At 63.2% G+C, this 22,519-nt stretch carries 25 protein-coding genes; 14 read left to right on the forward strand and 11 right to left on the reverse strand.

The annotated features are described in order from the left end of the window. Positions 1–53: 53 nt before the first annotated feature. Together QMG80_RS19765 and QMG80_RS19770 are read left to right on the forward strand one after the other, a co-directional pair. Positions 54–899 carry a hypothetical protein gene (locus tag QMG80_RS19765; protein WP_085770724.1) on the forward strand — a complete coding sequence of 282 codons (846 nt, stop codon included), beginning with the start codon at positions 54–56 and terminating at the stop codon, positions 897–899. Continuing rightward, positions 823–2,472, forward strand: coding sequence for a Y-family DNA polymerase (locus tag QMG80_RS19770; protein WP_085770725.1), 1,650 nt, complete (start codon positions 823–825; stop codon positions 2,470–2,472). Before QMG80_RS19765 ends, QMG80_RS19770 begins: the two co-directional genes overlap by 77 nt. Before the next feature lie 485 nt (positions 2,473–2,957). Here the strand turns inward: QMG80_RS19770 and QMG80_RS19775 are convergent, their stop codons facing one another. After that, on the reverse strand, positions 2,958–3,839 hold the full coding sequence (locus QMG80_RS19775; protein ID WP_085773542.1) for a polysaccharide deacetylase family protein: 882 nt from the start codon (positions 3,837–3,839) through the stop codon (positions 2,958–2,960). Between the two features lie 98 nt (positions 3,840–3,937). Here QMG80_RS19775 and QMG80_RS19780 point away from each other — a divergent pair, with 98 nt between their 5' ends. Beyond that, complete coding sequence (locus tag QMG80_RS19780) at positions 3,938–4,366, forward strand: GNAT family N-acetyltransferase (protein ID WP_085770727.1); 429 nt, start codon at positions 3,938–3,940, stop codon at positions 4,364–4,366. Here the strand turns inward: QMG80_RS19780 and QMG80_RS19785 are convergent. The 3 genes from QMG80_RS19785 to QMG80_RS19795 form a co-directional block, all read right to left on the reverse strand. After that, complete coding sequence (locus tag QMG80_RS19785) at positions 4,363–5,865, reverse strand: bifunctional aminoglycoside phosphotransferase/ATP-binding protein (protein ID WP_085770728.1); 1,503 nt, start codon at positions 5,863–5,865, stop codon at positions 4,363–4,365. The two genes, QMG80_RS19780 and QMG80_RS19785, sit on opposite strands and share 4 nt — an antisense overlap. Before the next feature lie 117 nt (positions 5,866–5,982). Next, positions 5,983–6,786, reverse strand: coding sequence for an N-acetylmuramoyl-L-alanine amidase (locus QMG80_RS19790; RefSeq protein WP_085770729.1), 804 nt, complete (start codon positions 6,784–6,786; stop codon positions 5,983–5,985). Then, positions 6,783–8,723 (reverse strand): acyl CoA:acetate/3-ketoacid CoA transferase, encoded by a 1,941-nt coding sequence (locus QMG80_RS19795; protein WP_085773543.1) that lies wholly within the window; start codon positions 8,721–8,723, stop codon positions 6,783–6,785. The genes QMG80_RS19790 and QMG80_RS19795 overlap by 4 nt, the downstream gene beginning before the upstream one ends. A gap of 329 nt (positions 8,724–9,052) precedes the next feature. On the opposite strand from QMG80_RS19795, the gene QMG80_RS19800 reads away from it, so the two are divergent. The 5 genes from QMG80_RS19800 to QMG80_RS19820 all read left to right on the forward strand — a co-directional run bounded on the left by QMG80_RS19800 (position 9,053) and on the right by QMG80_RS19820 (position 14,610). Then, entirely contained in the window at positions 9,053–9,379 is a 327-nt protein-coding gene (locus QMG80_RS19800; protein WP_245300089.1) for a copper resistance CopC family protein, read from the forward strand. A 4-nt stretch (positions 9,380–9,383) separates the two neighbouring features. Next, entirely contained in the window at positions 9,384–10,988 is a 1,605-nt protein-coding gene (locus QMG80_RS19805; RefSeq protein WP_085770731.1) for a copper resistance D family protein, read from the forward strand. A gap of 122 nt (positions 10,989–11,110) precedes the next feature. Continuing rightward, positions 11,111–12,673 carry a glycosyltransferase gene (locus QMG80_RS19810; RefSeq protein ID WP_085770732.1) on the forward strand — a complete coding sequence of 521 codons (1,563 nt, stop codon included), beginning with the start codon at positions 11,111–11,113 and terminating at the stop codon, positions 12,671–12,673. 148 nt (positions 12,674–12,821) lie between these two features. Further along, positions 12,822–13,103 (forward strand): hypothetical protein, encoded by a 282-nt coding sequence (locus QMG80_RS19815; RefSeq protein ID WP_158658613.1) that lies wholly within the window; start codon positions 12,822–12,824, stop codon positions 13,101–13,103. A gap of 139 nt (positions 13,104–13,242) precedes the next feature. Then, positions 13,243–14,610 carry a tyrosine-type recombinase/integrase gene (locus QMG80_RS19820; RefSeq protein ID WP_085770734.1) on the forward strand — a complete coding sequence of 456 codons (1,368 nt, stop codon included), beginning with the start codon at positions 13,243–13,245 and terminating at the stop codon, positions 14,608–14,610. 593 nt (positions 14,611–15,203) lie between these two features. Here the strand turns inward: QMG80_RS19820 and QMG80_RS19825 are convergent. Further along, positions 15,204–16,112: a hypothetical protein gene (locus QMG80_RS19825; RefSeq protein ID WP_158658614.1), complete on the reverse strand. Its 909-nt coding sequence runs from the start codon at positions 16,110–16,112 to the stop codon at positions 15,204–15,206. A 269-nt stretch (positions 16,113–16,381) separates the two neighbouring features. Here QMG80_RS19825 and QMG80_RS19830 point away from each other — a divergent pair, with 269 nt between their 5' ends. Together QMG80_RS19830 and QMG80_RS19835 are read left to right on the forward strand one after the other, a co-directional pair. Then, the gene (locus tag QMG80_RS19830; RefSeq protein WP_085770735.1) at positions 16,382–16,594 is read left to right on the forward strand and encodes a hypothetical protein; all 213 of its coding nucleotides are present in this window, start codon (positions 16,382–16,384) and stop codon (positions 16,592–16,594) included. A 246-nt stretch (positions 16,595–16,840) separates the two neighbouring features. Continuing rightward, positions 16,841–17,110 (forward strand): hypothetical protein, encoded by a 270-nt coding sequence (locus tag QMG80_RS19835; RefSeq protein WP_085770736.1) that lies wholly within the window; start codon positions 16,841–16,843, stop codon positions 17,108–17,110. Between the two features lie 60 nt (positions 17,111–17,170). Here QMG80_RS19835 and QMG80_RS19840 read toward each other — a convergent pair whose 3' ends face one another. Further along, positions 17,171–17,674 carry a hypothetical protein gene (locus QMG80_RS19840; protein ID WP_199769100.1) on the reverse strand — a complete coding sequence of 168 codons (504 nt, stop codon included), beginning with the start codon at positions 17,672–17,674 and terminating at the stop codon, positions 17,171–17,173. Between QMG80_RS19840 and QMG80_RS19845 the strand changes: the two genes are divergently transcribed. Then, complete coding sequence (locus QMG80_RS19845) at positions 17,664–17,927, forward strand: DUF3761 domain-containing protein (protein WP_245300234.1); 264 nt, start codon at positions 17,664–17,666, stop codon at positions 17,925–17,927. The genes QMG80_RS19840 and QMG80_RS19845 overlap by 11 nt on opposite strands. 35 nt (positions 17,928–17,962) lie before the next feature. Here QMG80_RS19845 and QMG80_RS19850 read toward each other — a convergent pair whose 3' ends face one another. From QMG80_RS19850 to QMG80_RS19870, 5 genes are all read right to left on the reverse strand, one after another. Continuing rightward, positions 17,963–18,193 carry a hypothetical protein gene (locus QMG80_RS19850; protein ID WP_085770739.1) on the reverse strand — a complete coding sequence of 77 codons (231 nt, stop codon included), beginning with the start codon at positions 18,191–18,193 and terminating at the stop codon, positions 17,963–17,965. 239 nt (positions 18,194–18,432) lie between these two features. Then, positions 18,433–18,675 carry a hypothetical protein gene (locus QMG80_RS19855; RefSeq protein WP_158658615.1) on the reverse strand — a complete coding sequence of 81 codons (243 nt, stop codon included), beginning with the start codon at positions 18,673–18,675 and terminating at the stop codon, positions 18,433–18,435. A gap of 521 nt (positions 18,676–19,196) precedes the next feature. Beyond that, positions 19,197–19,601 carry a hypothetical protein gene (locus tag QMG80_RS19860; RefSeq protein ID WP_085770741.1) on the reverse strand — a complete coding sequence of 135 codons (405 nt, stop codon included), beginning with the start codon at positions 19,599–19,601 and terminating at the stop codon, positions 19,197–19,199. Further along, on the reverse strand, positions 19,598–19,996 hold the full coding sequence (locus QMG80_RS19865; protein WP_085770742.1) for a hypothetical protein: 399 nt from the start codon (positions 19,994–19,996) through the stop codon (positions 19,598–19,600). The genes QMG80_RS19860 and QMG80_RS19865 overlap by 4 nt, the downstream gene beginning before the upstream one ends. 65 nt (positions 19,997–20,061) lie before the next feature. Further along, positions 20,062–20,376, reverse strand: a complete 315-nt coding sequence (locus tag QMG80_RS19870; RefSeq protein WP_085770743.1) for a hypothetical protein — start codon at positions 20,374–20,376, stop codon at positions 20,062–20,064. A gap of 175 nt (positions 20,377–20,551) precedes the next feature. On the opposite strand from QMG80_RS19870, the gene QMG80_RS21610 reads away from it, so the two are divergent. The 3 genes from QMG80_RS21610 (at position 20,552) to QMG80_RS19885 (ending at position 22,401) form a co-directional block, all read left to right on the forward strand. Continuing rightward, entirely contained in the window at positions 20,552–20,998 is a 447-nt protein-coding gene (locus tag QMG80_RS21610; RefSeq protein WP_342586569.1) for a helix-turn-helix domain-containing protein, read from the forward strand. Between the two features lie 284 nt (positions 20,999–21,282). Beyond that, the gene (locus QMG80_RS19880; protein WP_085770744.1) at positions 21,283–21,489 is read left to right on the forward strand and encodes a TOBE domain-containing protein; all 207 of its coding nucleotides are present in this window, start codon (positions 21,283–21,285) and stop codon (positions 21,487–21,489) included. Positions 21,490–22,077: 588 nt separating this feature from the next. After that, positions 22,078–22,401, forward strand: a complete 324-nt coding sequence (locus QMG80_RS19885) for a hypothetical protein (protein WP_158658616.1) — start codon at positions 22,078–22,080, stop codon at positions 22,399–22,401. Positions 22,402–22,519 lie beyond the last annotated feature (118 nt).

The raw sequence follows: 22,519 nt of genomic DNA on the forward strand, positions 1-22,519 counted from the left end.
TTCCTCCCCGCGACCTCATTATAGAACATAACAGGAACACGGAGTCCGATACAATGCCGCCAGCCGGCGCGCGCGAGCGCATCGCCATTTTGCGCCGCCGCATCGCCGCCCTTGAGGCGCACGGCGGCCCGCTTTCTGACGGCCTCGGGGCCAGCCGGGAGGAAGTCAAGCCAGCTTCGGCGCAGGAATTTTTCGAGGCCCTGCCCGGCGTTTTCGTCGAAGGCGGCTTGAGCGAGATCGTTCCGGCCCGTCCGCGCGACGCCGCCGCCGCCGCCGGTTTTGCCTCGGTCCTAGCGTTGCTCGCGGTCGCTCCGCGCGGCGCCTGCGCCGTCTGGATCGCCGAGGACATGGCGGCGCGGGAGATCGGCCTGCCTTACGCCAAAGGGCTCGAGTCGCTCGGCCTCGATCCGGCGCGGCTTATCGTCGCGCGCACGCGCGATTCGCGCGAAACCCTGTGGACAATGGAGGAGGCGCTGAAGCGCCGCGTCGGCGCCGTCGTCGCCGAAAGCTGGATCGCCCCCCGCGCTTATGGCCTTGCGGCGTCGCGAAGGCTTTCGCTCGCGGCGCAGCGCGGCGGCGGTCTCGGCCTTCTCTTGCTGCTGCGCGCCGCCAATCAAGGCGGTCGCCTCGCCAGCGCGGCGCGGCTGCGCTTCGAGGTCGCAGCGCCGCCGCCGCCCCGCGCCGCGCCAGGCGGCGGTCTGCCGCTGCCCGGTCCGCTCGGCTGGCGCCTGCGGCTCCTCAAGGCGCGTGTCGGTCTCGGCGCGCTCGACGCGTCGGAATGGCAAGAAATTCTCTTCGATCCCGATAGGGGCGCGTTTCGTCATGCGTTTCCTCAGCGTCTTCCTGCCGAGGCTTGCGACCGACCGGATCCTGCGGCGGCGCGGCGCGCCAGCGCGTGAAGCGCCTTTCGCGCTTTGGAGCCGAATCAATGGCGCCGAACGCCTCGCGGCCGTCAATGCGGCGGCCGAGGCGCAACGGCTCAAGCCGGGGATGGCGGTCGCCGACGCGCGCGCGCTGTGTCCGAGCCTGCGGCTCGAGGACCATGATCCCGAGGCCGATGCGACGACGCTCGCGGCAATCGCCGATTGGTGCTCCCGCTTCACGCCGCTCGCCGCGCTCGATGCGCCGAACGGCGTCATGCTCGATGTGACCGGCGCGGCCGAGCTCTTCGGGGGCGAAGCGAAATTACTGGACGAGATCGAGGCGTGCCTTGGCGCCCAAGGGTTTCACGCCCGCGCGGCCTTGGCGGGCGGGCCGGCCTTTGCCCGCGCGCTTGCGCGATTCTCCAAGCTTCGCCTCGTCCCGCCGAGCCTGACGCAAGAAGAGATCGAAACGCTCGCCGCCCCTCTGCCCGTCGCCGCGCTCGGACTCGATGAGCCGGCTGCAACGCGCCTCGCCCGCGCCGGGCTCGTCCGTGTCGGCGATCTTCTGGCGCGGCCGCGCGCGCCGCTCGCCGCCCGCCTCGGCGCGGCGGCCATCGCGCGTCTCGACGCGCTCGTCTGCCGCACGCGCGAGCCGATCGTCCCGCGCTTTCCCGCTCCCTCGCATATCGCCGAGCGACGCTTTCCCGACGGATTGACGCGACTTGCCGATATCGAGGCGACGCTTCGCCTCCTTTGCGAGGATCTGCGCCCGCTCCTCGAAAGAAGCGGCCTCGGCGCGCGGCGGCTGGAAGCGGCCTTCTACCGCGTCGATGGCGCGGTCAAGCGCCTCGTCGTCGGGACGAGCCGGCCGCTACGCGATCCCCTCCGCCTCTTCGGCCTGCTGCACGAGCGGCTCGGCCGGCTCGCCGAGGAGGGGCTCGATACGGGTTATGGCTTCGACGTGCTGCGGCTCGCCGCCATCGCGACCGAACGTCTCGACGACGAGCAGAGGGGCCTGGACACCATCGCGTCAGATCACGCTGTGTTCAGGCGGAATCGCCTGAACACAGAAAACGTGATCGATTCTAAAAGTTTAGAGCGCGATTTGTGCGAAAAACCGGTTCCCACTTTTTCGCATCGCGCTCTAGATCACATCGCCGACGAGTTCGCCGATGTCGTCGATCGGCTCGGCGCGCGGCTCGGCCCGAGCCGCGTGCTGCGGCTCGATCTCATGGAGCGCCATCTGCCCGAATGCGCCGTGCGCGCCGCCCCCGCCGCATCGGCGCCGGCGGCGGTTGCGTCAATGAAATTTGCGCCGCTGGCCCGGCCTCTGCGCCTCTTCGAGCAACCTGAGCCGATCGACGCGATCGCGCTCGCCCCCGACGGGCCGCCGTTGCGTTTCCGCTGGCGGCGCGCCCTGCACGACATCGCCGCTTTCGAAGGACCCGAGCGCATCGCGCCGCCCTGGTGGCAGGCGCCGCGCAATGAGCTCGCGCGTGACTATTTCCATGTCGTGGACCGCGAGGGCCAGCGCTTCTGGCTCTTTCGCGAGGGGCTGCCGGGCCAAGACGCGATCCATGCGCGCTGGTTCGTGCACGGGTTGTTTTGAAGACCCGAGGGCGCTTCTCGCCGCGCGCGTCTTTATTTCGCTTTCGCTTCGTTTTCGTTTCGCGCGAAACGCGCCGGCGCTGGAGCACCCTCCGGCGGCGCGGCGAGGCGGGCGCGGAAGCTCACCACCTCGGAAGGCGCGGGGTCGCGCGGACTGACGCGCACGATCTTGTCACGAAGGCCGATGAGCGCGGCCGCTCCGATCAAGGTTGCGACGATCGCCGCAAAAATCAATGACCGCTGCTCGGACCGCTTGGGCTCTCCGTCACGCCCGTTTTCGGGGGGCAGACGCCATGAATTTTCGAGAGGCGGGCAGCCGGCGGTATCCGCCCGGCGATGCGGGCGCGAGCTCTGTTGCGTGCGGCGTCTTTCGTCGGGATGACCGGGCATTGCGGAACGACTTCGGCTCGAAAGGGACATTAACCCGCATGCACATTAAGAAAGCGTTTTGCCGCGCCACCTGCGCAAGGAAGCGCAGCGAACTCCTCACCTCGGCGCCTCTTCGATCGGCCGCAGCGGCTTGGGAACTTTCCCCTCCTGCAGCAGGCGCGTAAAAATCTTCAAGCCCGCCGGCTCATTGCCGTTGGGATGCACCAGCATGATCGAGCCTGGCCTCGGCCTTGGCCCGAGCGCGATCCAGCTGTCGGCGCCGAGCGCGACGAGATGGCGCTCGCGCAGCTTCTGCATCAGACTCGCATCGGAGACGAGGCCGGGGAAGCGGAAGAACACGGAGGGTGTCAATCCGTTCTGAAGCATCAGCTGCTCGGTTTCCAAAATCTCCGCGTCGATATCGACGCCTGCGCTGAGCAGAAACGTCTGTTCTTTCGGCCTGCCTTTGGCGAAAGGGTGGCTATAGGAGTGGTTGACCCAGGAGACGGCGAGCGCGCCGCTCTCGATCTCGTTGCGCAGCCAGTCGAGATCCTCCGCATGCTTGAGCATCCAGCCGCCCGAGATCGAGAGCGCGATCGGCGTCCCCGCGCCCTGCTTGGCGACGAGCTCCAGAAAGCTGCGATCGAGCGGACGGCTGCTTGGGCAAAGGTCGCCGGTGAGAAAGGAGCCGCCGCCGTCCCCATGAATGAGGCCCATATTGACGAGCGCCTTGGGCGTATCGGGCTCCTTGCCGGAGCCCTCGACCGCCCGCATAAAGCGCGTCTCGGACTCTTGCGCGTCGCTCGTCTCGGCGCAGCGCCAGCAGGCGGCGCGCGCAACGCGGGTTTGGAGCGTATGCGGATGGACGAGGAGCAGCATTCGCTCCTCGCCGACGCGCCAGCCGCGCGTCGCAAGCTCGGAGGCGCCCGACGCGTCCCAACAACGCAAAAAGATCGGCGCATAATCGTCGATCTCGGCGCCGCGCAAGGGGACGGGCATATCGCAAGCGCCTTCCTGACTTGTGGACGACGTCGGCGTCGCGACGAGAAGCGCCGCGCCAAGAATCAGGTAGAGACTTCTGCCCATGGAGCAAGATCATGACGGCGCCCGGCGACGATGAAAAGCCCTTGTTTCAACGTGAGGGGAGCGAATCGGCGGATCTCGCCTCGCGGCTCGCAGAGGAGATCGGGACGCGCTTCGGCCGACGTGACGAGACCCCTTTTTTCATATCCGCGCGCGACGCCGAAGGCGCGCTCCTCTGCGGCGCCAATGGCGTGACGCATTGGCGCTGGCTTTACGTGCGGCATTTCTGGGTCGCGCCGGACGCACGTGCGCAGGGCTTGGGAAGGGCGTTGATGGCCGAGGTCGAGCGCCTTGCGCGCGAGCGCGGATGCCTTGGCCTCTATCTCGATAGTTTCGACGAAGGCGCGGCGCGCTTTTACGAGCGCTTAGGCTTCGCGCGCTGCGGGCGGATCGAGAATTTTCCTCAAGGCGCTGCACGGATCTTTTTGGCGAAACGCATCTAGCTCCCTTGCCGGTTGCGTTCCGCCACACCCGTCGCAGCGATCGCCTCGGCGGTCTCCTGCGCAGGGCGGCTCGCGTCGAGGCGCAGCCAACGGATATCGCCCGTCTCGCTCTGCATTTGCCGCAGCAGCACGTCGCGCGTCGCATCCGAGGGATCGCCCTTGCGCGCGTCGACGCGTTGGAGTCGCGCTTCAAGCGGCGCGTCCAGCCAGACCCCAAGAAAGGGCGCGCCCGCTCGCTTTGCGGCGGCTTCGATCTCTTGACGCGCTTCCTCCTTGTCGAAGACGGCGTCGACGACGACCGCCCAAGGAGAAGCGGCGACGCGCTGGGCCTGCTCGATCATTTGCGCATAGACCTTGACGGAAACCGTGCTTGCATAGGCCTCTGGCGGCAGACGCGCGGTCGGCTCGGCGCTAAACAACGCCTTGCGCAATCGATCGCTGTTCACGCCGCGCGCGCCGGGCGGGGCGCCGAGAAGAGGCGCGAGCGCGGCAGCGACGCTCGACTTGCCCGAGCCGCTGAAACCGCCGATGGCGACGACGAGCGGCGAAGCTTCATGAGCGAGGCGCTGCGCCAGCGCGAACTCCTCGCGCGCCTCTTCCATTCGCTCCTGCGAAACCGCGACATAGGCGCGGATCGTCGCGCGCAGCGCCATGAAGAAAGGCAAGAGCGGCAGGCCGTCCGCCTCGTCGCGCGCGTCGAGATAGCGATTGAGCGCGACATTGGCGAGCCGCGTCAGGCCAAGGCGCCAAAGGTCCATCAGCAGGAAAGCGAGATCGTAGAGCGTGTCGATCTGAGCGAGCGCGTCGGAGAATTCGATGCAGTCGAAGGGCGTCGGCTCTCCTTCGAAGAGGCAGATGTTGCGCAGGGTCAGATCGCCATGGCCGTGGCGCGTGCAGCCGCGCGCGTCGCGCGCATCGAGCAGCGCAGCGCGCCCTTCGAGCAGCCCGGAGAGGCGATCGAGATGCGCGTCCACCGCTTCTTTCGGCGCCGGCGGCGCGCGCCGCAGGCTCTCGGCGGAAAGCGTGATGACCTCGCGCATCGCCCTGGCGCCGCCCTTTTCCCGCGTGATCTCGGCCGCGTCGTGAAAGTGTGCGAGGCGGCGCGCGAGCCGCTCGATGACGGCCTCGTCCAGCAATCCTTCGCGGGCGCGGCTCTCGAACAGCGCGTCATCGGGAAAGCGGCGCATTTCGACGACGGCGTCGACGAGCGCGCCCGCGCCGTCGAGCGCAAGGCGCCCATCCGCTTCGCGCGTCACGCGGCGCGCGCCGAGATAAAGTTTTGGCGCAAGCCGCATGTTGAGCGCCGCCTCATGCTCGCAGCAGGCGAGGCGCTTCTCGGCCGTCGAGAAATCGAGATAGGGAAAGACGATGGCGCGCTTGAGCTTATAGACTCGCGCAGCCCCGAGCACGACGCGCGAGATATGGGTCGAGACGATCTTCGCGCCGGCGTCGAGCGTCGAGAGGAAGCGCAGCGTCTCGTCTTGTGGATCAATATTCATTTGGGGAGGATACGACGCCCGCTTGAAGGATTCGCGAAGAGCGCAAGCAAGCGCTCACCCTCTCCCCGAGCGTGACGATAAAGCAGGGTAAGGCGCTGGTCGACCCGCGCGCCGCGCTCACGACCGGCGTCGGCTTTTTTCCGCCCGCGGAAAGGAGGGCAGCGGGAGCGAGCGCTTCTTAGGGTGGCGCGACGAAAGCAGGGCGTCGAGCGTCTCGAGCGTCGAGACATCCGCTCGGCCATTCGCGCTTTCCGGCCGGAAATGGCGCTGGAAGGCGGCGACGGCGTTGGCCGTTCTTTCGCCGAAGCGCCCGTCGATTTCGATCTCGTAGCCGTAACGGGCGAGCTTGCCCTGCAGCTTGCGCACAGCCGCGCCTTCGTCGCCTAGGCCGAGCCCCACGTCGGCGCGAATGGGCGCTGGCTCCACCCATCGTCCGACGCCGCGTCGCGCAAGCTTCTCCCAGGGGAAGAACTCGCCGGGATCAATCTTGCGCAAGATCGCGACATCCGAATGCGCGAGCACGCCCTCGGCGGAAATGCCGCATCGCGCGCAAATGTCCTGCGCGAGGTCGATGACCGCCTCGATCTGCGCCTCCCCATAGGGCCGCGGATCGCGATGACCGGGATGAGCGATTTCGACGCCGATCGAGGCCGAGTTCACGTCCGTCTCGCCGCGCCAGAAGCTGCGGCCAGCGTGCCAGGCGCGCCGCGACTCGGGCACGAGCTGGAGGACGCCGCCGTCCTCGTCGACGAGATAGTGAGCGGAGACCTCGGCGGCGGGGCTCGTGAGGGCGTCGAGCGCCGCTTGGGTCGTCGGCAGGCCGGTGTAATGGAGGATCAGCAGCGAGACCGGTCGCGCGCGCAGGCCGTGGTTAGGCGAGGCGTAAACGCGCGCGGCCGGATAATCGGGAGCAAAGCTCACCCCTCGACGACCTCCAGGAAGGCGTGCGCCGCCTCTTTGCGCTCGAAAACATGCGGCTGCAAGCCGCGCTTCGTCAACGCCTCCTTCATCTTGAGGCGGGCGAAGGCGCTCGTCGCATAGCGCGCCGTCGTCGAGTAGTAGTGCTGCATCATATATTGGATCATCTCGGCATAGTCGTCGTAAAGCGCTTCTGCAATCTTGGCGCCGTCGTGGTTGACGACGGAGGCCACGCGCTTGCCGACCTTCTCGCAGGCCTGGACCAGCGTCTTGCGCAATTCGTCGACGTCCTTCTTCGTGCGGGCGTGCCAGCCCTCGAGATTGACGAAGAGGATGTTGCGATCCGGATCATATTGCACGCGCTCGTGCATGTTGAGGTTGAGGAGCTCCGCCAGAAGCCCCATCGGCTCATCGAGGAAGAGGCGCTTGTCCATGAGCTCCGGCTCTTCGACGATCGGCTTGAAGTCCATGTGGCGGAGAATGTCCTTCTCGATGTCGATTCCCGGCGCGACCTCGATCAGCTCCATGCCGGCCTGACCCAAGCGGAAGACGCAGCGCTCGGTGACGTAGATGACCGGCTGCTTGCGCTTTTGCGCGAATTTGCCGGAGAAGGTGATCTGCTCGACGAAATTGAGGAACTTCTTGTTGCGGCCTTCCTGCAGAATCTTGACCTGGCCGTCCTCGATCGCGATCTTCAGTCCGCCATTGGTGAAGGTGCCGGCGAAAACGACGGAGCGCGCGTTCTGGCTGATGTTGATGAAGCCGCCGCAGCCATTGAGACGTCCGCCGAACTTGGAGGTGTTGACATTGCCCTGAACGTCGCATTCGGCCATGCCGAGGCAGGTCATGTCGAGCCCGCCGCCGTCATAGAAGTCGAACTGCTGGTTCTGCTGGATGATGCTGTCGGCGTTGGTCGCGCCGCCGAAGGAGGAGCCCGAGGCCAGCACCCCGCCAATCGCGCCGGCTTCCGTCGTCAGCGTGATGTAGGGCGTGAATTTTTCCTCATTGGCGACGGCCGAGATGCCCTCCGGCGCGCCCACGCCTAAATTCACGACGCCGTTGGGCGGCAGCTCGAAAGCGGCGCGGCGGGCGATGACCTTGCGCTCATCGAGCGGCATCTTGGCCATGCCCTCGACAGGCACGCGGACCTCGCCCGAGAGCGCAGGATTATACAGAACGCCGTAATTCATGCGGTGCAGCTCTGGCTCCGGCGCGACGACGACGCAGTCGACGAGAATGCCCGGAACCTCGACGTCCTTGGGATGGATCGAGCCCTGCTCGACGATGCGCTCCACTTGGGCGATGACGATGCCGCCATTGTTGCGCGCGGCCATCGCCTGGGCGAGGTTGTCGAGAACGAGCGCTTCCTTCTCCATGCTGATGTTGCCGGAAGGATCGGCGCTCGTGCCGCGGATGAAGGCCACGTCGATCTTGGTGGCGATGTAGAAGAGCCACTCCTCGCCCTGGATGTTGTGATATTTGACGATGTCCTCGGTGGTCACGTCATTGACCTTGGCGCCGCCAAAGCGCGGGTCAACGTACGTATAAAGACCTACCTTCGAGAAAAGGCCGGGCTGTCCGGAGGCGCAGGCGCGGTAGAGCTGCGAAATGACCCCCTGCGGCAAATTGTAGCCGAGGATTTTGTTCTCCTGCGCGGCCTGCGCCACTTTGGGCATGCGCCCGAAATTACCGGCGATGACGCGGCCGAGCAGACCGTCGTGATGCAGGCGGCCCGTGCCGAGACCTTTGCTGTCGCCCGCGCCGGCCGTCATGATCAAGGTCAAGTTCTTCGGATGGCCCGTCTCGACGAAGCGTTTCTCCAGGCCCATGTGCAGCGCTTCGGGAATGCAGCTTTGAACGAAGCCGCTTGTCGTGACGACATCATTGTCCCTGATGAGCGCGATGGCCTGCTCCAGGGTCGTAATTTTGTTGTTGGCCATGGTCCCGAGCTTTCCCCCTTTGAGCCTTCTTTTGTCTTTGCAATTCATTGCGCGGGGAGTTCCCCTCGTCGCGGCGCGCTCTTACAGCGCTTCGGCGCAAGGCTAGTGACTGGACGGGGGTTGCGCAAGACCTGCGGCAAACGGGCCTTCTTGCGCGCGGGGTGGCTGCGCTTTCCCGCGGCGCCCTTCGGCGTCCGAGCGCCCGAAAAATTGCCCCAATTGGCATCCTTTCTGCAGCCGCCGCTGGGCCTCCCAATGGCGAGGCGAACACCCAACCCATTGCATCGATGGCGACGAAACTCCCACGCGCGCTTCTTTTCTCGATACTCGTGTCGACCCTTTTCTGGCCGTCGCAAGCGGCGGCGCATGCGATCGTCGTCGCGTCCTCGCCGCAACCACGCCAGATCGTCAGCCAGAGCGAGCTCGAGATCGAGCTGCGCTTCAACAGTCGGATCGATCGCGCCCGCTCGCGTCTGACGCTCCTTGGCCCCGACGGCGCGCCGAAGGCGCTGGCGCTCAAAGACACCGGCGTCGGCGAAAGGCTGGAGGCTTCGGCCAAGGGATTGGAGAAAGGCGCTTACCGACTGTTGTGGCAGGCGCTGAGCGTCGACGGACATGTGACGCACGGAGAGATACCGTTCGAAGTCGAGCGTTAGCGCCGTGCGGCTCTTCCTGGAAATTTACGGCTATCTCAGCGTCGTGATGCGCGGCTCAATTCTCGCCGCGCAGACGCTGACGCTCGGCGGCGCAGCCTTTCTCGTCCTCGCCTTGCCGGCGCGCGAAACCTCGACGGCCGCGATGGCGCGACGCCTCATCTTCGGGAGCGCGCTCGCGCTTGCGCTCGGCGAGGCGATGTCTGGAGCGGGACTGCTGGCGCTTTTGCGCGGCACGCTGGACCTGCCTCTCGCCGACCTCGTGGGCGCGGATGCGGTGCTCGCCGCCGCCGCCGGCGCCGCGAGCGCGGCGCTCGTCGCTCTGCTCGTCAAAGCGGGCGCCGCCCCTCGCCTCCTGCTGCTTTGCAGCGCCCTTCTCTTGGCTGCGCAGGTCGCCGTCACCCATGCGGCGAGCCGGCCGGACAATGCCTTCGGCCTCTATCTCGCCGAATATGCGCATATGCTCGCCGTCGCGGTCTGGATCGGCGGCATTCCCTATTTCCTGTTGGCCCTCACGCGCGTCGAGGGGCCGGCGAGGCGGGTCGCCGCCGCGCGCTTCTCGATGATGTCGATCGCGTCCGTCGCGACGCTGATCGGCAGCGGAATCTATCTGGCCACAGATTATGTCGGCGAGCCGGCGGCGCTCTACGGCGCCTCCTATGGCGTGATGCTCAGCGCCAAGCTCGTGCTGCTCGCCGCGCTCCTCGTCCTGGGCGCCCTGAACTTTCTTACCGTGCGCCGCTGGCGGGCCGAGCCCGGGACGCCCATTCTGTCGATGCGGCGTTTCGCCGAAGTCGAGATTGGCGTTGGGCTAACCGTGGTGTTTTGCGCCGCCTCGCTCGCCTCGCTGCCGCCGGCGCGGGACCTCGCGCGCGACTGGGCGAGCGGCGCGGAAGTCGTGGAGCGGCTCGCGCCGCGCTGGCCGCCGCGTCTCGAGAGTCCCGATCTTGCCAGCCTCTCCATCACCAAGGCGCAGGAGCCGTCCGCGACGGCGCCGGCGACTTACGCGATCGGTGAGCCGCCGCCGCCGCGCAACGCCGCCGACATCGCGTGGTCCGAATATAATCATCATTGGGCCGGCCTCTTCGTGCTCGCTATGGGCGCGCTCGCCTTGGCGGAACGACGGAGGGGCCTCGCGCCGGCGGCGCGCCACTGGCCGCTCGTCTTTCTGGGACTCGCCGCCTTCATTTTTCTGCGTGCGGACGAAGCCGCCTGGCCACTCGGCCGCATTGGCTTCTTCGACAGCCTGAGAGACCCCGAGATCGCGCAGCACAAGCTGGCGATGCTGCTCGTCGTCGCCTTTGGCCTGTTCGAATGGCGCGTGCGCCTCGGCAAGATCAAGGAGGGCGCGGCGCTCTATGTCTTTCCGATCGTGACGGCGGTCGCCGCCGCCGTGCTGCTGACCCACTCGCACGGCTTCGCCAATCCCAAGGAAGAGATGCTGATCGAGATCACGCACACGCCGCTCGCGCTCGTCGGCGTCGCCGCCGGCTGGTCGCGATGGCTCGAGCTGCGCTTGGAGGCAGGCCGCATGCAACGCGCCGCGGCGCTCGTCTGGCCCAATTGCTTCCTGCTCGCGGGCCTCCTACTGCTCTTCTACCGCGAGGCGTGAGATTGCTCGGCCGGGACAGGGCTCGGGCGTCAAAAAGTCGCTTTTAAGCTCAATCGTGACAGTTGGCGCTGGCGCGTCCAAGATGGACGCCGCCTCACTGGGGCGCGTTGCGAGCTTCGTCTATGTATCACCCGCGCGTTGAGAGTTTTGCGAAGGCGCATCGCCATGACGGCGCGCGGCTCGCCCCTGAGCGCCTGTCCAACACGGTCGCGCTGCGCTTGAACAGCGCGGCTCCCGCCTCCGCGTCGGCTCCGTCCGAGCTTCCTGCCGAAATCGCCTTCCTGCTCGACTTCGGCGTGCCACGCGGCGTGCTGCAGCAGGGCGCGCGCCTGGCGCGCCGGCACGGCGTTTTCGCCGACGAGGCGCTCTTGTCCGAAGGTCTCGTCGACGACGAGGTTTTTTACCGCGCTCTTGCGCAACGCCTCGGCCTGCCCTTCCTGACGAGCGGATTCACAATCGAGCCCGGCTCGGATTTCCGCCTCTGCGCTCGGCGCGGCTACGCGCGGCTTGCGGGACAAGGCGGGAGGCCGGCTTGGGTCTGCGCGCCGCAGGGCGAGGCGATCGGCCGGTTAATCGAGGCGGCGCGCGTGCGCAAAGCTGCTCCCGGTCTCGCGGTCGCAACGCGCGCGGAATTTCTCGATGCGGCGGCTCGGGCCACGCTGGGCGCCGTCGCGCGCGCGGCGCCGTACCGTGCGGAGCGCATCGACGCCGCCCTCTGCGCGAGACGCGCGACGCAGGGGGCCGTTCTTCCCGTCCTTGGCGTGGCTGGCCTCGTGACGCTCGTCATGCCCTTCTGGCCAAACGCCGCGCTGGCGCTCGCCGCCGCCTTGCCACTGGCGCTGTTTTTCGCCGCCGCCGTGGCGCTGAGGCTCATCGCCTGCGCCGCGAGCCTCTTCGCACGCGACGAGCCTGAGATCGAAATCGCCGAAGACCGCTTGCCGCGCTACACAATCGTCGCGCCCCTCCATCTCGAGGCGCGCGTCGCGCCGCAGATTGCGCGCGCGATCGACAAGATCGACTATCCGCGCGCCAAGCTCGAGGTGATCTTCGTCGTCGAAGAGGGCGACGACGCAACGCTCAGCGCTTTGCGCCGCTGCGGTCCGCGCACGCCTCATCTTATTCTGATCGCTCCTCGCGGCGCGCCGCAAACCAAGCCGCGCGCCTTGAACATCGCCGCGGCCTATGCGCAGGGCGCGCTCCTGGCCGTCTATGACGCGGAGGACATTCCCGAGCCGAAGCAGCTCAAGCGCGCGGCGGCCTTGTTCGCGCGCGCGCCGCGCAACGTGGCGTGCCTGCAGGCGAGCCTCTCGATCGACAACGGCGCCGTCAATCGCCTCACCGCGCTTTTTGCGCTCGAATACGCGGGCCTCTTCGAGGTCTTCAACAAGGGGCTGGCCGCGCTCGATCTGCCGATTTTTCTCGGCGGCACCTCAAATCATTTCCGCATGGAGGCCTTGCGGGCCGTGGGCTTCTGGGACGCTTACAACGTCACGGAAGACGCCGATCTCGGACTGCGTCTCGCGCGCGCGGGCTTCGCCGTCAGGACCTTCGGCTCTCAAACGCGCGAGGAGGCGCCGCAGAATTTCGGCGCGCTGCTGTCGCAACGCGCGCGCTGGCTCAAAGGCTGGATGCGCCTTGCAATCCTCCGACGAATACAGTTACTAAACAATATTTTATATGAATAAGCCGCCTGACTGCGGTCTATTGTCGCAACGCGGTCGCAACAATTCTCGCCGCCCCACGCGCCCGATGCTCGCGCCAGTCACGGAAACGTCTTCAGGGCGTATTTGAAAAGTGCCAACCGTTTCTATGGGGGCTATGGAGCGCGATCCAATGCCACTTCAAAGAATCGAGGGTGAAATCGTGCGGGAGAGGCACGGCTTCGCTTTCCCCATGCGCATCGCGGGAACTGCCCAAAACGTCCAGGTCATCATCGATGATGACGCGCTCGTCGTGACGACGTCTATGCTGGCGGGCGACGAGCTGAGAACGCAACTCGAAGCCGACTTGCCAGCGCTCGAGTTTCTGGCGGCCGAAAAATTCGACCATGGCCGAGCGACCGCCGACGGGGTTGTCCTCATTTCTGCCAGCGACGTTCTCGGCTTCTTGAATTGAGAGACCGAACTCGGACGGCCGAAGCGGCATACAGCGGCGTTGCCTCTGCTGCGCCGCGGGGGAAGACGCGTTGGCGTTCCGCCAAAGCTGACCGCCTAACCACGAAGACCTTGAGGGAGCTATCATTGCCGGCGCAGCGATGGCTGCGAATAGCAACAAGGTGAAGAAGGCCAAGATCACGCGGACGCGCGTTGCGGCTTTGAAGCCCGGCGAGACGCTCTGGGATAACCTCGTCGTCGGCTTCGGCGTGCGACGCCGGAAGGGAAGCGAGATGCGCAGCTACTTCGTGAAATATCGAAGCTGGGGAGGCGCGGGACAATCCTTGACGCTGGGGACATCGGGGAAGCTCGCACCTGAGGCCGCACGCGAAGCCGCCCGCGCGGTTTACGCCGAACTTGCCATGGGCACCGATCCGGCCGAGAGGAAGAAAAAAGCCCGAGCCAGCCGCGTTCAAAAGCCCGAGACCGTTGCTGATTTGATCGACGAGTATGTCAAAGCCTGCGAAGCAGGGCTGCCGCTGGTCAAGGGCAAGCCGAAGAGCAAGCGCACGATCGCGTCGGACCGCTCCGCTTTCCGCAAGCACATTCGCCCGCTGCTCGGTTCGACTCCGGTCGCTGAGCTTCGCCGCCGCGACGTGATTGCCCTTCGCGACAAGGTGGCTGCGCGCCCCAAGCGCGACGGCGATGGCCTGGCGACAAGCCTGTCCACGCGCGTTGTGGCGAGTCTGAGCAGCGTTTTGCAGTGGGCGGTCAAGAGCGAGCGGCTCGAATTGAACGTTGCTCGCGGAGTAGAGCTTCACGCTATCGGCCGGCGCGATCGTCGCCTCGCCGTTCAAGAATATGGGGCGCTCGGCCGCGAACTGCGCCGTTCCAGGGAGGCGCCTTTGGTGAAGGCGGCGGTGTTGTTCCTCGCGTTCTCAGGCTGGCGTCGCGGCGAAGCGCTCGGCCTCAGATGGAGCGACCTCGACATGGAGAGCGCGACCGCTGTTTTGCCAATGACGAAGACCGGAAAAAGCATCCGCCCGCTTGGGCGCGCCGCTTTGAGCGTGCTGCGTAGCCTCCCGAAGATCAAGGGCAATGATCATGTGTTCCCGGGTAGGAAGGGCACCCTAGGCCAAGGCACGTTTTGGCGGACCCTCGCGCGGATTGTCGAGGCGGCCCGGCTCCCGAAAGAAGTGACGGCTCACGTGCTGCGCCACTCATTCGTTTCGGTCGGCGATGACATCAATGAGACCGAATCCGCCATCGCCGCCTGCGTCGGACACAAGCGCAACACGATGACGTCGCGCTATTCGCATCGCTCTAGCGCGGCGAACGTCGCCGCCGCCAACAGGATCAGCGACGAGATTTCGATCCGGATGGGCTTCGCCAAGCGGGCCGACCTGTTCAACGAAGCGAAGCGCATTCCGCAATCGCACGTTGCGAAGATCGAGCGCACGCCAAGGCTGCGCATGTTGGCGAGGTCCAGCGCTGGACCATCGAATCGGCGAGGCATGGCGAGAGGATAGCGCAGGCCAAGGCGATCCTGGACGAACTGCGGGGCGCTACGGCGCCGCTGGCAAGCCGGGAGATCGCACGGGCGATTCTGACTGTGAATGAGCTGGACCCGCGAGACCGGAAGCTTCTAACCGAGCACACGCGGCGTGTGAGTAAGGCGCTGCGGAATTTGAAAGCGGAAGGGTTGGCCGGGTCGGCGAAGGACAGCCGCGGGAATATGGTTTGGGCTAGAGGGAGAATTATGAAATAGGCGAGCACGAAAATTAAAGGGCCGCTTGCTCACAAGCGGCCCTTAGAGGATCTCGACATCCGCTCTTGCAGACACCTTATCAGACACCACGTTCCTCTGCCATGTGCATGTGGGTCTCCCTTCGGTTCGCATGCGATAAGGCTGCTAGCACGTCCCATACCACCCGCGGCTTAACGGTTAGTTAAGCACAGGTTTGAGTCGCTCTCAAGCGGAGAAGGTAGGCGAGCCCTCAGGTTTTTCAAGTGGGGAAATCTTAAGTTGGTACACAAGCCTATCCGGCTTTATATCTCGTATAGAAACGGCTTGCATAAGATCCCCTGGGCTTATGACAATCTCGTGGCTTGAGCCGGCAAGTTAATCCTTGGCGAAGGAAACTTTAATTTTTTGATCTTCAGGAAGAATGTTTTCTATATATAGAGTCGCCTGCTGCGTATATCGTACGGGTCGATTCGAGTAAGTTTCATCGTCCGCTTTGAACCACATTCTAATTTTGCTAGTGACAGTGCATGTCTCTGATGCTGGGATCAATGTTTGGAATTCTCTTTCTATTTTATTATCAAACTCGCAAGTATGCTTAGTAGATCCATTCACCCTCAAATATATTACCATGTTTCTCGGCGATGCGCCCGGGTGCGTTGTGATAGAATCCAGAGACAGCATAGATTTATATGTGGTTTCAGCATCATCAATGTAGCTTTTTATAATAGACTCCCCCTCTATACAAATTCTAAATAGTTTGTGTGTCTTGTCGTATTCCTCTACAGACACTTTAACAGTAGCTCTTTCTGTATAATGCTCAAACATACTTGATAGCTTTGATAAAATATACTCTATGTGTGTGCCAGTTTGCTTCCTAAATAAGATACGGGCTCTAGATTCAAAAGATTTATTTTCAGGCATATCGAGGGACGCCAGCGCGACCGCAAGCCCGATTACCAAAAAGAAGGCTAGGCTCGCGCACCAACCCGCAAATACAGATCCATTAAATGTACTCGGATCCCTAAACGAACCGATAAATGTCTCTTTACCATGGCCTTCTCCAAGTTTGTACAGGGCTATAGATAATATCAGCGATAAGGTTGTAAAAAATAGTATAGATAATACGCGTATATCAAGATGCTTTAGCCGTTTATACGAAATATAGAATACCACAAATATGAAAATAGCAAATACGATTAAGTGCCATAGGCTAATTATGCCGGATATTATAGATACTGCTCCGTTTTCCCATACTAATGTAGCCGTCTGCTCTGAAGAAGCCACTGCAGCCCCCCATATGTTGCATAATTCAGTTGGAACAGAATTAACGGTAATGAAAGAATCACACAAATAAGTTTCTCTGCCAATACCCTTTCCATTGCCGCGACACCGGATGCGCCAGCGCGGAGGCCCGCGACGTTAAGCCATTGTTCGCCATGCTCGCGCTAAGAGCAATGCGTCGCCAGTCACGTGCCTCGTTGCGTCTGTGCCACGGCCATAGGCTGGGCCGAGCGTCGCCGAGCGCAACGCGAGCGCCAGCAGAGATTCGTCCGATGATTTTCGATTGGTTTCGTGAGAGCCCCGCACACCGCGACGCGATCACCGCCGACGCCAGGGCGCTCATCGAGGAGCACGGCGAACACGCGCTGTTTGAGGCACGCTATCTCGCCTTGCGGGAATATGAAGGCGGCCCGCTCGGCGACCGTCCGCGAGGTCATTGGGGCGAAGTTAGAGACGAAGTGCGCCGGCTCACTCAGCGGCCCTAGCCAGTGCTGCTTCACAGCCGCCGGCCCGGGCGGCTGCGTGAACGCCGGGCGCTGGCGATCGTCTCCGCCCGCATCGCCAACTCCCGCGCTAGGCGGCCCCGGAGCCTCTAGCCTCGATCCTGCATCGCAAAAAGCGGATGCCGCGCTGCAGCGACGCTAAGCAATTGTCACAATTCAAAAAACCGTCATGAAAGCGCATGATGTCGATGGTAGTCCACTTCAGAGGGAAAGAGTGGAGAGGGCGTCATGAGTAGCGTGGAGCAATGCGCTGAGTCCGAGAGGATGGCTACGCCTGAACTGCCTCTTTGCGCGCTGCCTTCTGAGCGGCATAAATTGTTGCTTGAAAGCTATCGCTTTAATTTGAAACGCGGCAAGCCATCCGTGTGCAAAATGATCCTTGAGGATCTTTGGCGCTTCATGGATTTGGGGGCGTGGGAGCACGCTGCGGATCTGCTCGTGGTGCATCGGATGCTTATGTCCGGTTGCGCTTCGCCGGAATGTTTGAGGGCCGGTTAGCTGGAATAGAGACTTGCCGGCTTAGGAAGGGCGGCGCTGGCGCTGTGCACCGCCAGCCCGTCATCCGCCCCTGTTGCAGTCAGTCCCGACGTGTCGCCAGTCGCTCCAGATGCGCCGCCGCGCTTCGTCCAGCGTGATCTTACCGGCGCAGACAGCGCGCACAAGGCAAGCCTCGATCGCGTCTTTTTCCTCGGCCTCCTCCCATGGCTCCAGTTGGAAGTTGCGAAGATCATCGGGCGCGCCGCCGAGCGCCAACGGGATTATATGGTCCAGCTCGAAGCGGCTTCTGTCCGCTTCCGTTAGGCCCAACTCGCGAAGCTTGGCGAGCTTGATCGCATTCGTGACCTTGAACCGTGGGCGCACGGTCTTCGTCCAACCGGGAACACAGACTGTCACACTGATCGTCTCTTGCGTCACGGCCGGATTGAGCGGAAGTTCAGCATCGCTCGCGCTCGCAACTGGGGCTATCCCCAACGCCGCAACGAGAGCGTGGCCAGCGAGCGATAATTTATGAGGCGTGCTCATGTTGCGTGCGTTCGTCGTCGTAGTTTTGATGTTCTTCATTGGCAGCGCCGCAAGAGCGGAATCGCAACATAAGCCAGAGTTGATTCCCGGCGCGGCCGTCGAAGAGCAGCTTCACGAACATGGGCAATATCTGAACAAGGCCGGCGAGAGCGTGCATGCGCCAGCTCACAGCGAAACAGGCAACGCGCCAGACGGTGCGACCGCAAAATGCGGCGACAGCTCCTATAGCTTTTCACACTCGCGCAGCGGCACATGCTCTCGACACGGCGGCGTCGCGCAGTGGTTGCGATGAGAGATGCGAGCCTAGGGTTGATGGGGAGCGGAAGCTCACTTGTTCAGGCTGTTATTCGGATGCGGACACGGCCGGAGCGATCTTAAGAACGCGTCAAGTTTTCCAAGCGCCTGGACCGGAGCGCCCCGGCTTTTGAGATCTTTTCGCATCGTCAGCAGACCGGCTATGACCTCGGATGTTTCAACCGAACCGTCAGCGAGACAGCTTTTCGAATGGGCTATCGCCGCTTCGACGATGCGATTGAACTCAACTTCCTGGTCGGGCATTCTTTCGGGCCTTCCTGATGCGCGTCTCTAGGGTTGCCCCTGTCTCGATCGCCATCACTAGCGCAAAATGAGCCCTGGTGTAGCAGCGCTTGCGCCGATGCTTAATTCCAAGATGAAAATTGCTGTAGGAACGCCACAGTGTGAGCTTGCTGGCGTCCCCTCTTTGCAACGCGGCTTCCGCGCAGGCTAGGCGTCAACAATGGAATAGAGGACGGTCCCTTTCGCGCAGTTGCGGCCCGTCAATGGCGGGTTCCTCCGCAATAAGTTTGTTTTGATGTCGGTATGACGCCTTCGCTGCGAGCAGTGGATTCCGCCTCAGCTTGGGCCATTCGCAGAAAGTAATTTAGCAATGGCATGTTGTTATTGGTTGCCATCACCCCCAATTCCTCGACCAACTCGCTGATATACGCCGCGATATCTCCTCGACTGCCGCCTCGTATGGATTGTACTTGATATAAATATTTAACATTCTTACTCTTCATACCAATACCCTCCGATACTATCATGCATGCGACCCTGCGAAGACATATCACGTAGCAGAAACATTACACAGAATCAAATTCCTTCCGAAGCATTGCCGGACTGCGTCAATAACGTAGGGTTCAGGCCGGTTTAGCGTACAGTCGAGAGTTTTAGTCTTTGCCCTGCATGCTCGGCTTTGGAAGATCAACTTGGTTAAGGGAGGGGCTGTAAACCCAGCGCCGATCTCCAAAAGCGACGCCGTGTCGATCAGGAGAGGGCGCAGGCCGGAGGGGTTGAGGGACGGCGCGGCCATCTCAGTTGAACCTCCGCCGGCGCCTCGCCAACTCCGCGTCAAGAGCGTCGTCCCGCCAATCTCTTCCCGTTCCGTCTAGCTCCTGATTCACCTTTCTTATTGCGACAAAGCGCTGGAGAAGCTCCGTCGAGCCTTTCCTCAGAAGCAACTGGCCGAAGCGGTCCTCGGCGAGCTTGAGTCCCAGCCGTTCCTCGTCGGGCGTCTCATGGATTGAGAGTTTACGCGTCTTCATTGGCCGCCCTCAAATAGCTCTAGGGCGGCGGCGGGTGCTGCGCCTTCCTCGACCTCCAGGACTGAACCGGCGCAGAGGATGCGGGCTTCAGCAATCCTCAGCATCTCAAGCCCGCTTTCGAAAAAGGAAATCGCACCCTGGAAACCGTCCATTAATTCGGTAGCGACTTCGTCATCGTCGCCGATCTTGCGAAGCATCTCGACCAGCTCCGGCTTTGTCATCGCAAGGACACGCCAGGCTAGGCGCCATGTCACCAAATGCGGATTGGCCAGCGCGGCCCACTTGGCGTTGCTTGGCGGCTTGATGGCCTTGAGCACGTCCTGAGCAAAAGGCTCGAATTGTAGGGCGGCGGCTTCTTCGGCTGTCGCCGCGATCGGTTGCTTGGTCTTAGGCGTCGTCATTTGGACGCCCTCCACTCGACCATCAGCTCCGCGCCAAAGGCCTCGGAAATCCGCTCGAGGTCAATCGCCAGCTCCTGGACGAGGCGCGAGACGCCATCCGAGGTTTTGCCAGGGTTGTCCTGAGCAAGCGAGGAGACCGCCTCAGCGACGCCCCAGGAGCGCAAGGCCAGCTCATCGAGCCGCTGGCAAAAGTCGGAAGCGGTGATCTCCTCGCCATCCTTCTTTCCGAAGTAGAGCCGGGCCAGCCGCGCGGCGGCGGCGTTGTAGAACTCGCGCTCAGCATCCGCGACGGCGCGCAGATGGGCGAGATTGGCACCCTCCGCTGCCAGTCGCATGAAGAGTTCGGCGCTGCATTCTTTTGGCTGCGTCGCGGTGGTTTCGGTCTGGTCGTTCACGTGGTCCTCCTTGGGGCTTGAAGCTGGCGCTTCGCGGGGCGGCTCGTGGGTCGCCCGGCGCTGCGTCAGGCGGCGAACGAGCCGGCGATGCGGCCCGAAGTGCGGGTGAAGAGGCGAGAGATGGGAACGACCCCAGCGAAGGCGCCAGACCGAGGCGCGGCGTCGGCTGGGCAGGATCGCAGCGGCAGACCGAGGTTGCTTTCGAGCGGGGTCGTCTTGTTCCACTCGCGGCGAGCTGCGCGTTCCCTGGCCTTGCGCCACTCGGCGGCGAGCGTCTTGGCGAACCATGCCCGATAGGAGCCGCCAACCGTCAACACGCGCCAGCGGGCAAGGAAATGGGCTTCCTTCATGATGCGGGAGCGGTCGAACTTGGCGGGCATGGCGGGCCTTCCTTTGGGCAAGCCGATGGCGTTCGCCGAGATCAGGGTCTCGGCGGCGGGGGTGAACAGAGGCGTTGTTATTCGATGGTTATGTCTATAATAGACGCACGCGCCCCTGTCAATCTATTTTCGATGGTTCTGGCGTTTTGATACGGATTGTGTTATGAGCAGGGCCATGATGACGCCAGCACAATGCCGCGCCGCGCGCGGCCTGATATCTTGGTCGCAGCAGCAGCTTGCCGACGCCGCGCAAGTTGGGATTGTGACAGTCCGGCAATTCGAGACGGAAGCCGCCAAACCGCGGAACGCTACCCTGGCGGTTATTCGCTTCGCGCTCGAATCGGCGGGCGTCGTCTTCGTTGACGAGAACGGGGAAGGGCCGGGCGTCAGGCTGAGGAAATCTCAAATGAGCAAGGAACCGATCTATGTGGACGCCACGCGCTCGGCAGTTCTCAATGACGGTGTGAGGTCAATAAACTGCCCGACTCTTGGAGAGGCGAAAGCTGAATTCGATAGGCTTACGCCAGAACGGAAGGAAGCGGCTACCATAACCTCCCTCGGTAGAACCTATACTGCGGAAGAGATCGAGCGCTTCCACGACAAGCGAGACCTCGCCTCTTGACCGAGAACGGCGGCGGCGCGGCTCATTGTGCTGGCGTGCTTGCCCGTCGCTTCGACGGTCGAATCCACAAACGAGCAAGATTGCAAATTGAGAGTTTGATCGCTCTTGCGGTCCCCGCTGTGCTTCGTCTCCGGGTGCAGCGCCTCGTATATGGATTTGCGGCGGGAGCTTGAGCCTCGGAAGGCTCGCGCCACTTAGCTCCAGGGCGAGCAACCCGCGCGGTAGCCTGTCTCCAACGTGAGCCCGCCATTAACCGCGCTTGAATCCCCGATGGAGATAAGGCCATGAATATCTCGGCACGTAACGTCTTCGAAGGAACGGTGACAGAGATCAAGGAAGGCGCCACAACTGCCCACGTCATCATAGACGTTAAAGGGCTCCACTTCACGGCCTCGATAACGAATGAGTCCGTCGAACAGCTTCACTTGCATGTTGGCGGCAAAGTGAAAGTCGTCATAAAGTCTTCTGACGTGATGGTCGCCGTCGAGTAAGCTTTTGCGCCCGACTTGAGAGCTTCTTGTCTATTCCAGGGTCGGCGAGAGTGGGCGGGCGTTTGATGGTTCCGAGCGGGAACCGTCTTTTGAATGCCGGCACCCGTGCTCTCTCCCGGTTGCAAGCCCCAAGGTCTCTGTGTGCTCGCGCAGCGTCTCGCCGAGGTGGCGCTCGCCGCGATGGCGGCGCCCGCGCTTAGCGCTCGCCTATCGCGAGAGCGAGGGCGACGTTGCCGCTCCTTCGGTTGCTCGGCTTCGGCGTGCGCCGCTCGTATGCATTCTTGCGTCCTTCGATCGCGCTGGGCTCTATTTTGACGAGGCTGGGTTTGCCGGCGTGCCGAACCGGCTTCCCTCGCGCTGGAGAATTTGAACGCCGAGAATGGCGGGTGAGGCGGAGGCGGTCGCCGCGCCAGCGCAATCTTGTCAAAAGCGGCAAATTCGGCGAAAGTCGCATCCGAACCGGCACCTATCCGGTGAATTCTCGATTGGACGATCTTGTCGCTGGGGGGCGCTTTGCGGGGTCAAGCTTGTGTCGCGATGATCGTTGGTTTCGCATTGTCCGGTTGCGCGGGGCGCGACCCTCAGCCAATGGCCACGGTGCAGGTGCAGGACCAATACTCAAACTGCACGATGATTCGCGCCGAGATCGAAGCCAACAATCAGAAGGTTCAGCAGCTCGCCAATGAGCAAGGCTGGAAGGTTGCTCAAAACGTCGGTGCTGGAGTCGTAGGAATCGTTCTCTGGCCAGTTTGGTTTGGAATGGATTTTAAAGATGCTGCCGGCAAAGAGGCCGCTTCCCTGCAAGCGCGCCAACAATATTTGACGGAACTGGCTACAGAACGATGTAGGCCAGGATACCGGACGCCCGCGCCGCCAGCTCTGTACGTCGCGCCTTCTGCCCCTCAAGGGTGACGAGACCGTAAGACGCAAGCGACCTCACGCCTCAGTGTGTCTCTGCGGCGAGCTACCTCTCGCCTTTCCACTTCGCCAGGCCTTCAATAGGCCGAGGGTTTTCAGTGCAGCGTGCGGG

This window comes from Methylocystis bryophila, from assembly GCF_027925445.1.
GTDB lineage: Bacteria > Pseudomonadota > Alphaproteobacteria > Rhizobiales > Beijerinckiaceae > Methylocystis > Methylocystis bryophila.

What these genes read in the sequence shown, in the direction of transcription:
- QMG80_RS19775 (WP_085773542.1), bottom strand. Translation starts at nt 3,839, where the DNA reads ATGCCCGTCCCCTTGCGCGGCGCCGAGATCGACGATTATGCGCCGATC.
- QMG80_RS19885 (WP_158658616.1), top strand. Translation starts at nt 22,078, where the DNA reads ATGGCCACGGTGCAGGTGCAGGACCAATACTCAAACTGCACGATGATT.
- QMG80_RS19810 (WP_085770732.1), top strand. Translation starts at nt 11,111, where the DNA reads ATGTATCACCCGCGCGTTGAGAGTTTTGCGAAGGCGCATCGCCATGAC.
- QMG80_RS19795 (WP_085773543.1), bottom strand. Translation starts at nt 8,723, where the DNA reads ATGGCCAACAACAAAATTACGACCCTGGAGCAGGCCATCGCGCTCATC.
- QMG80_RS19860 (WP_085770741.1), bottom strand. Translation starts at nt 19,601, where the DNA reads ATGACGACGCCTAAGACCAAGCAACCGATCGCGGCGACAGCCGAAGAA.
- QMG80_RS19815 (WP_158658613.1), top strand. Translation starts at nt 12,822, where the DNA reads ATGCCACTTCAAAGAATCGAGGGTGAAATCGTGCGGGAGAGGCACGGC.
- QMG80_RS19845 (WP_245300234.1), top strand. Translation starts at nt 17,664, where the DNA reads ATGTTCTTCATTGGCAGCGCCGCAAGAGCGGAATCGCAACATAAGCCA.
- QMG80_RS19855 (WP_158658615.1), bottom strand. Translation starts at nt 18,675, where the DNA reads ATGAAGAGTAAGAATGTTAAATATTTATATCAAGTACAATCCATACGA.
- QMG80_RS21610 (WP_342586569.1), top strand. Translation starts at nt 20,552, where the DNA reads ATGATGACGCCAGCACAATGCCGCGCCGCGCGCGGCCTGATATCTTGG.
- QMG80_RS19830 (WP_085770735.1), top strand. Translation starts at nt 16,382, where the DNA reads ATGATTTTCGATTGGTTTCGTGAGAGCCCCGCACACCGCGACGCGATC.
- QMG80_RS19785 (WP_085770728.1), bottom strand. Translation starts at nt 5,865, where the DNA reads ATGAATATTGATCCACAAGACGAGACGCTGCGCTTCCTCTCGACGCTC.
- QMG80_RS19840 (WP_199769100.1), bottom strand. Translation starts at nt 17,674, where the DNA reads ATGAAGAACATCAAAACTACGACGACGAACGCACGCAACATGAGCACG.
- QMG80_RS19770 (WP_085770725.1), top strand. Translation starts at nt 823, where the DNA reads ATGCGTTTCCTCAGCGTCTTCCTGCCGAGGCTTGCGACCGACCGGATC.
- QMG80_RS19880 (WP_085770744.1), top strand. Translation starts at nt 21,283, where the DNA reads ATGAATATCTCGGCACGTAACGTCTTCGAAGGAACGGTGACAGAGATC.
- QMG80_RS19765 (WP_085770724.1), top strand. Translation starts at nt 54, where the DNA reads ATGCCGCCAGCCGGCGCGCGCGAGCGCATCGCCATTTTGCGCCGCCGC.
- QMG80_RS19870 (WP_085770743.1), bottom strand. Translation starts at nt 20,376, where the DNA reads ATGCCCGCCAAGTTCGACCGCTCCCGCATCATGAAGGAAGCCCATTTC.
- QMG80_RS19835 (WP_085770736.1), top strand. Translation starts at nt 16,841, where the DNA reads ATGAGTAGCGTGGAGCAATGCGCTGAGTCCGAGAGGATGGCTACGCCT.
- QMG80_RS19850 (WP_085770739.1), bottom strand. Translation starts at nt 18,193, where the DNA reads ATGCCCGACCAGGAAGTTGAGTTCAATCGCATCGTCGAAGCGGCGATA.
- QMG80_RS19820 (WP_085770734.1), top strand. Translation starts at nt 13,243, where the DNA reads ATGGCTGCGAATAGCAACAAGGTGAAGAAGGCCAAGATCACGCGGACG.
- QMG80_RS19780 (WP_085770727.1), top strand. Translation starts at nt 3,938, where the DNA reads ATGACGGCGCCCGGCGACGATGAAAAGCCCTTGTTTCAACGTGAGGGG.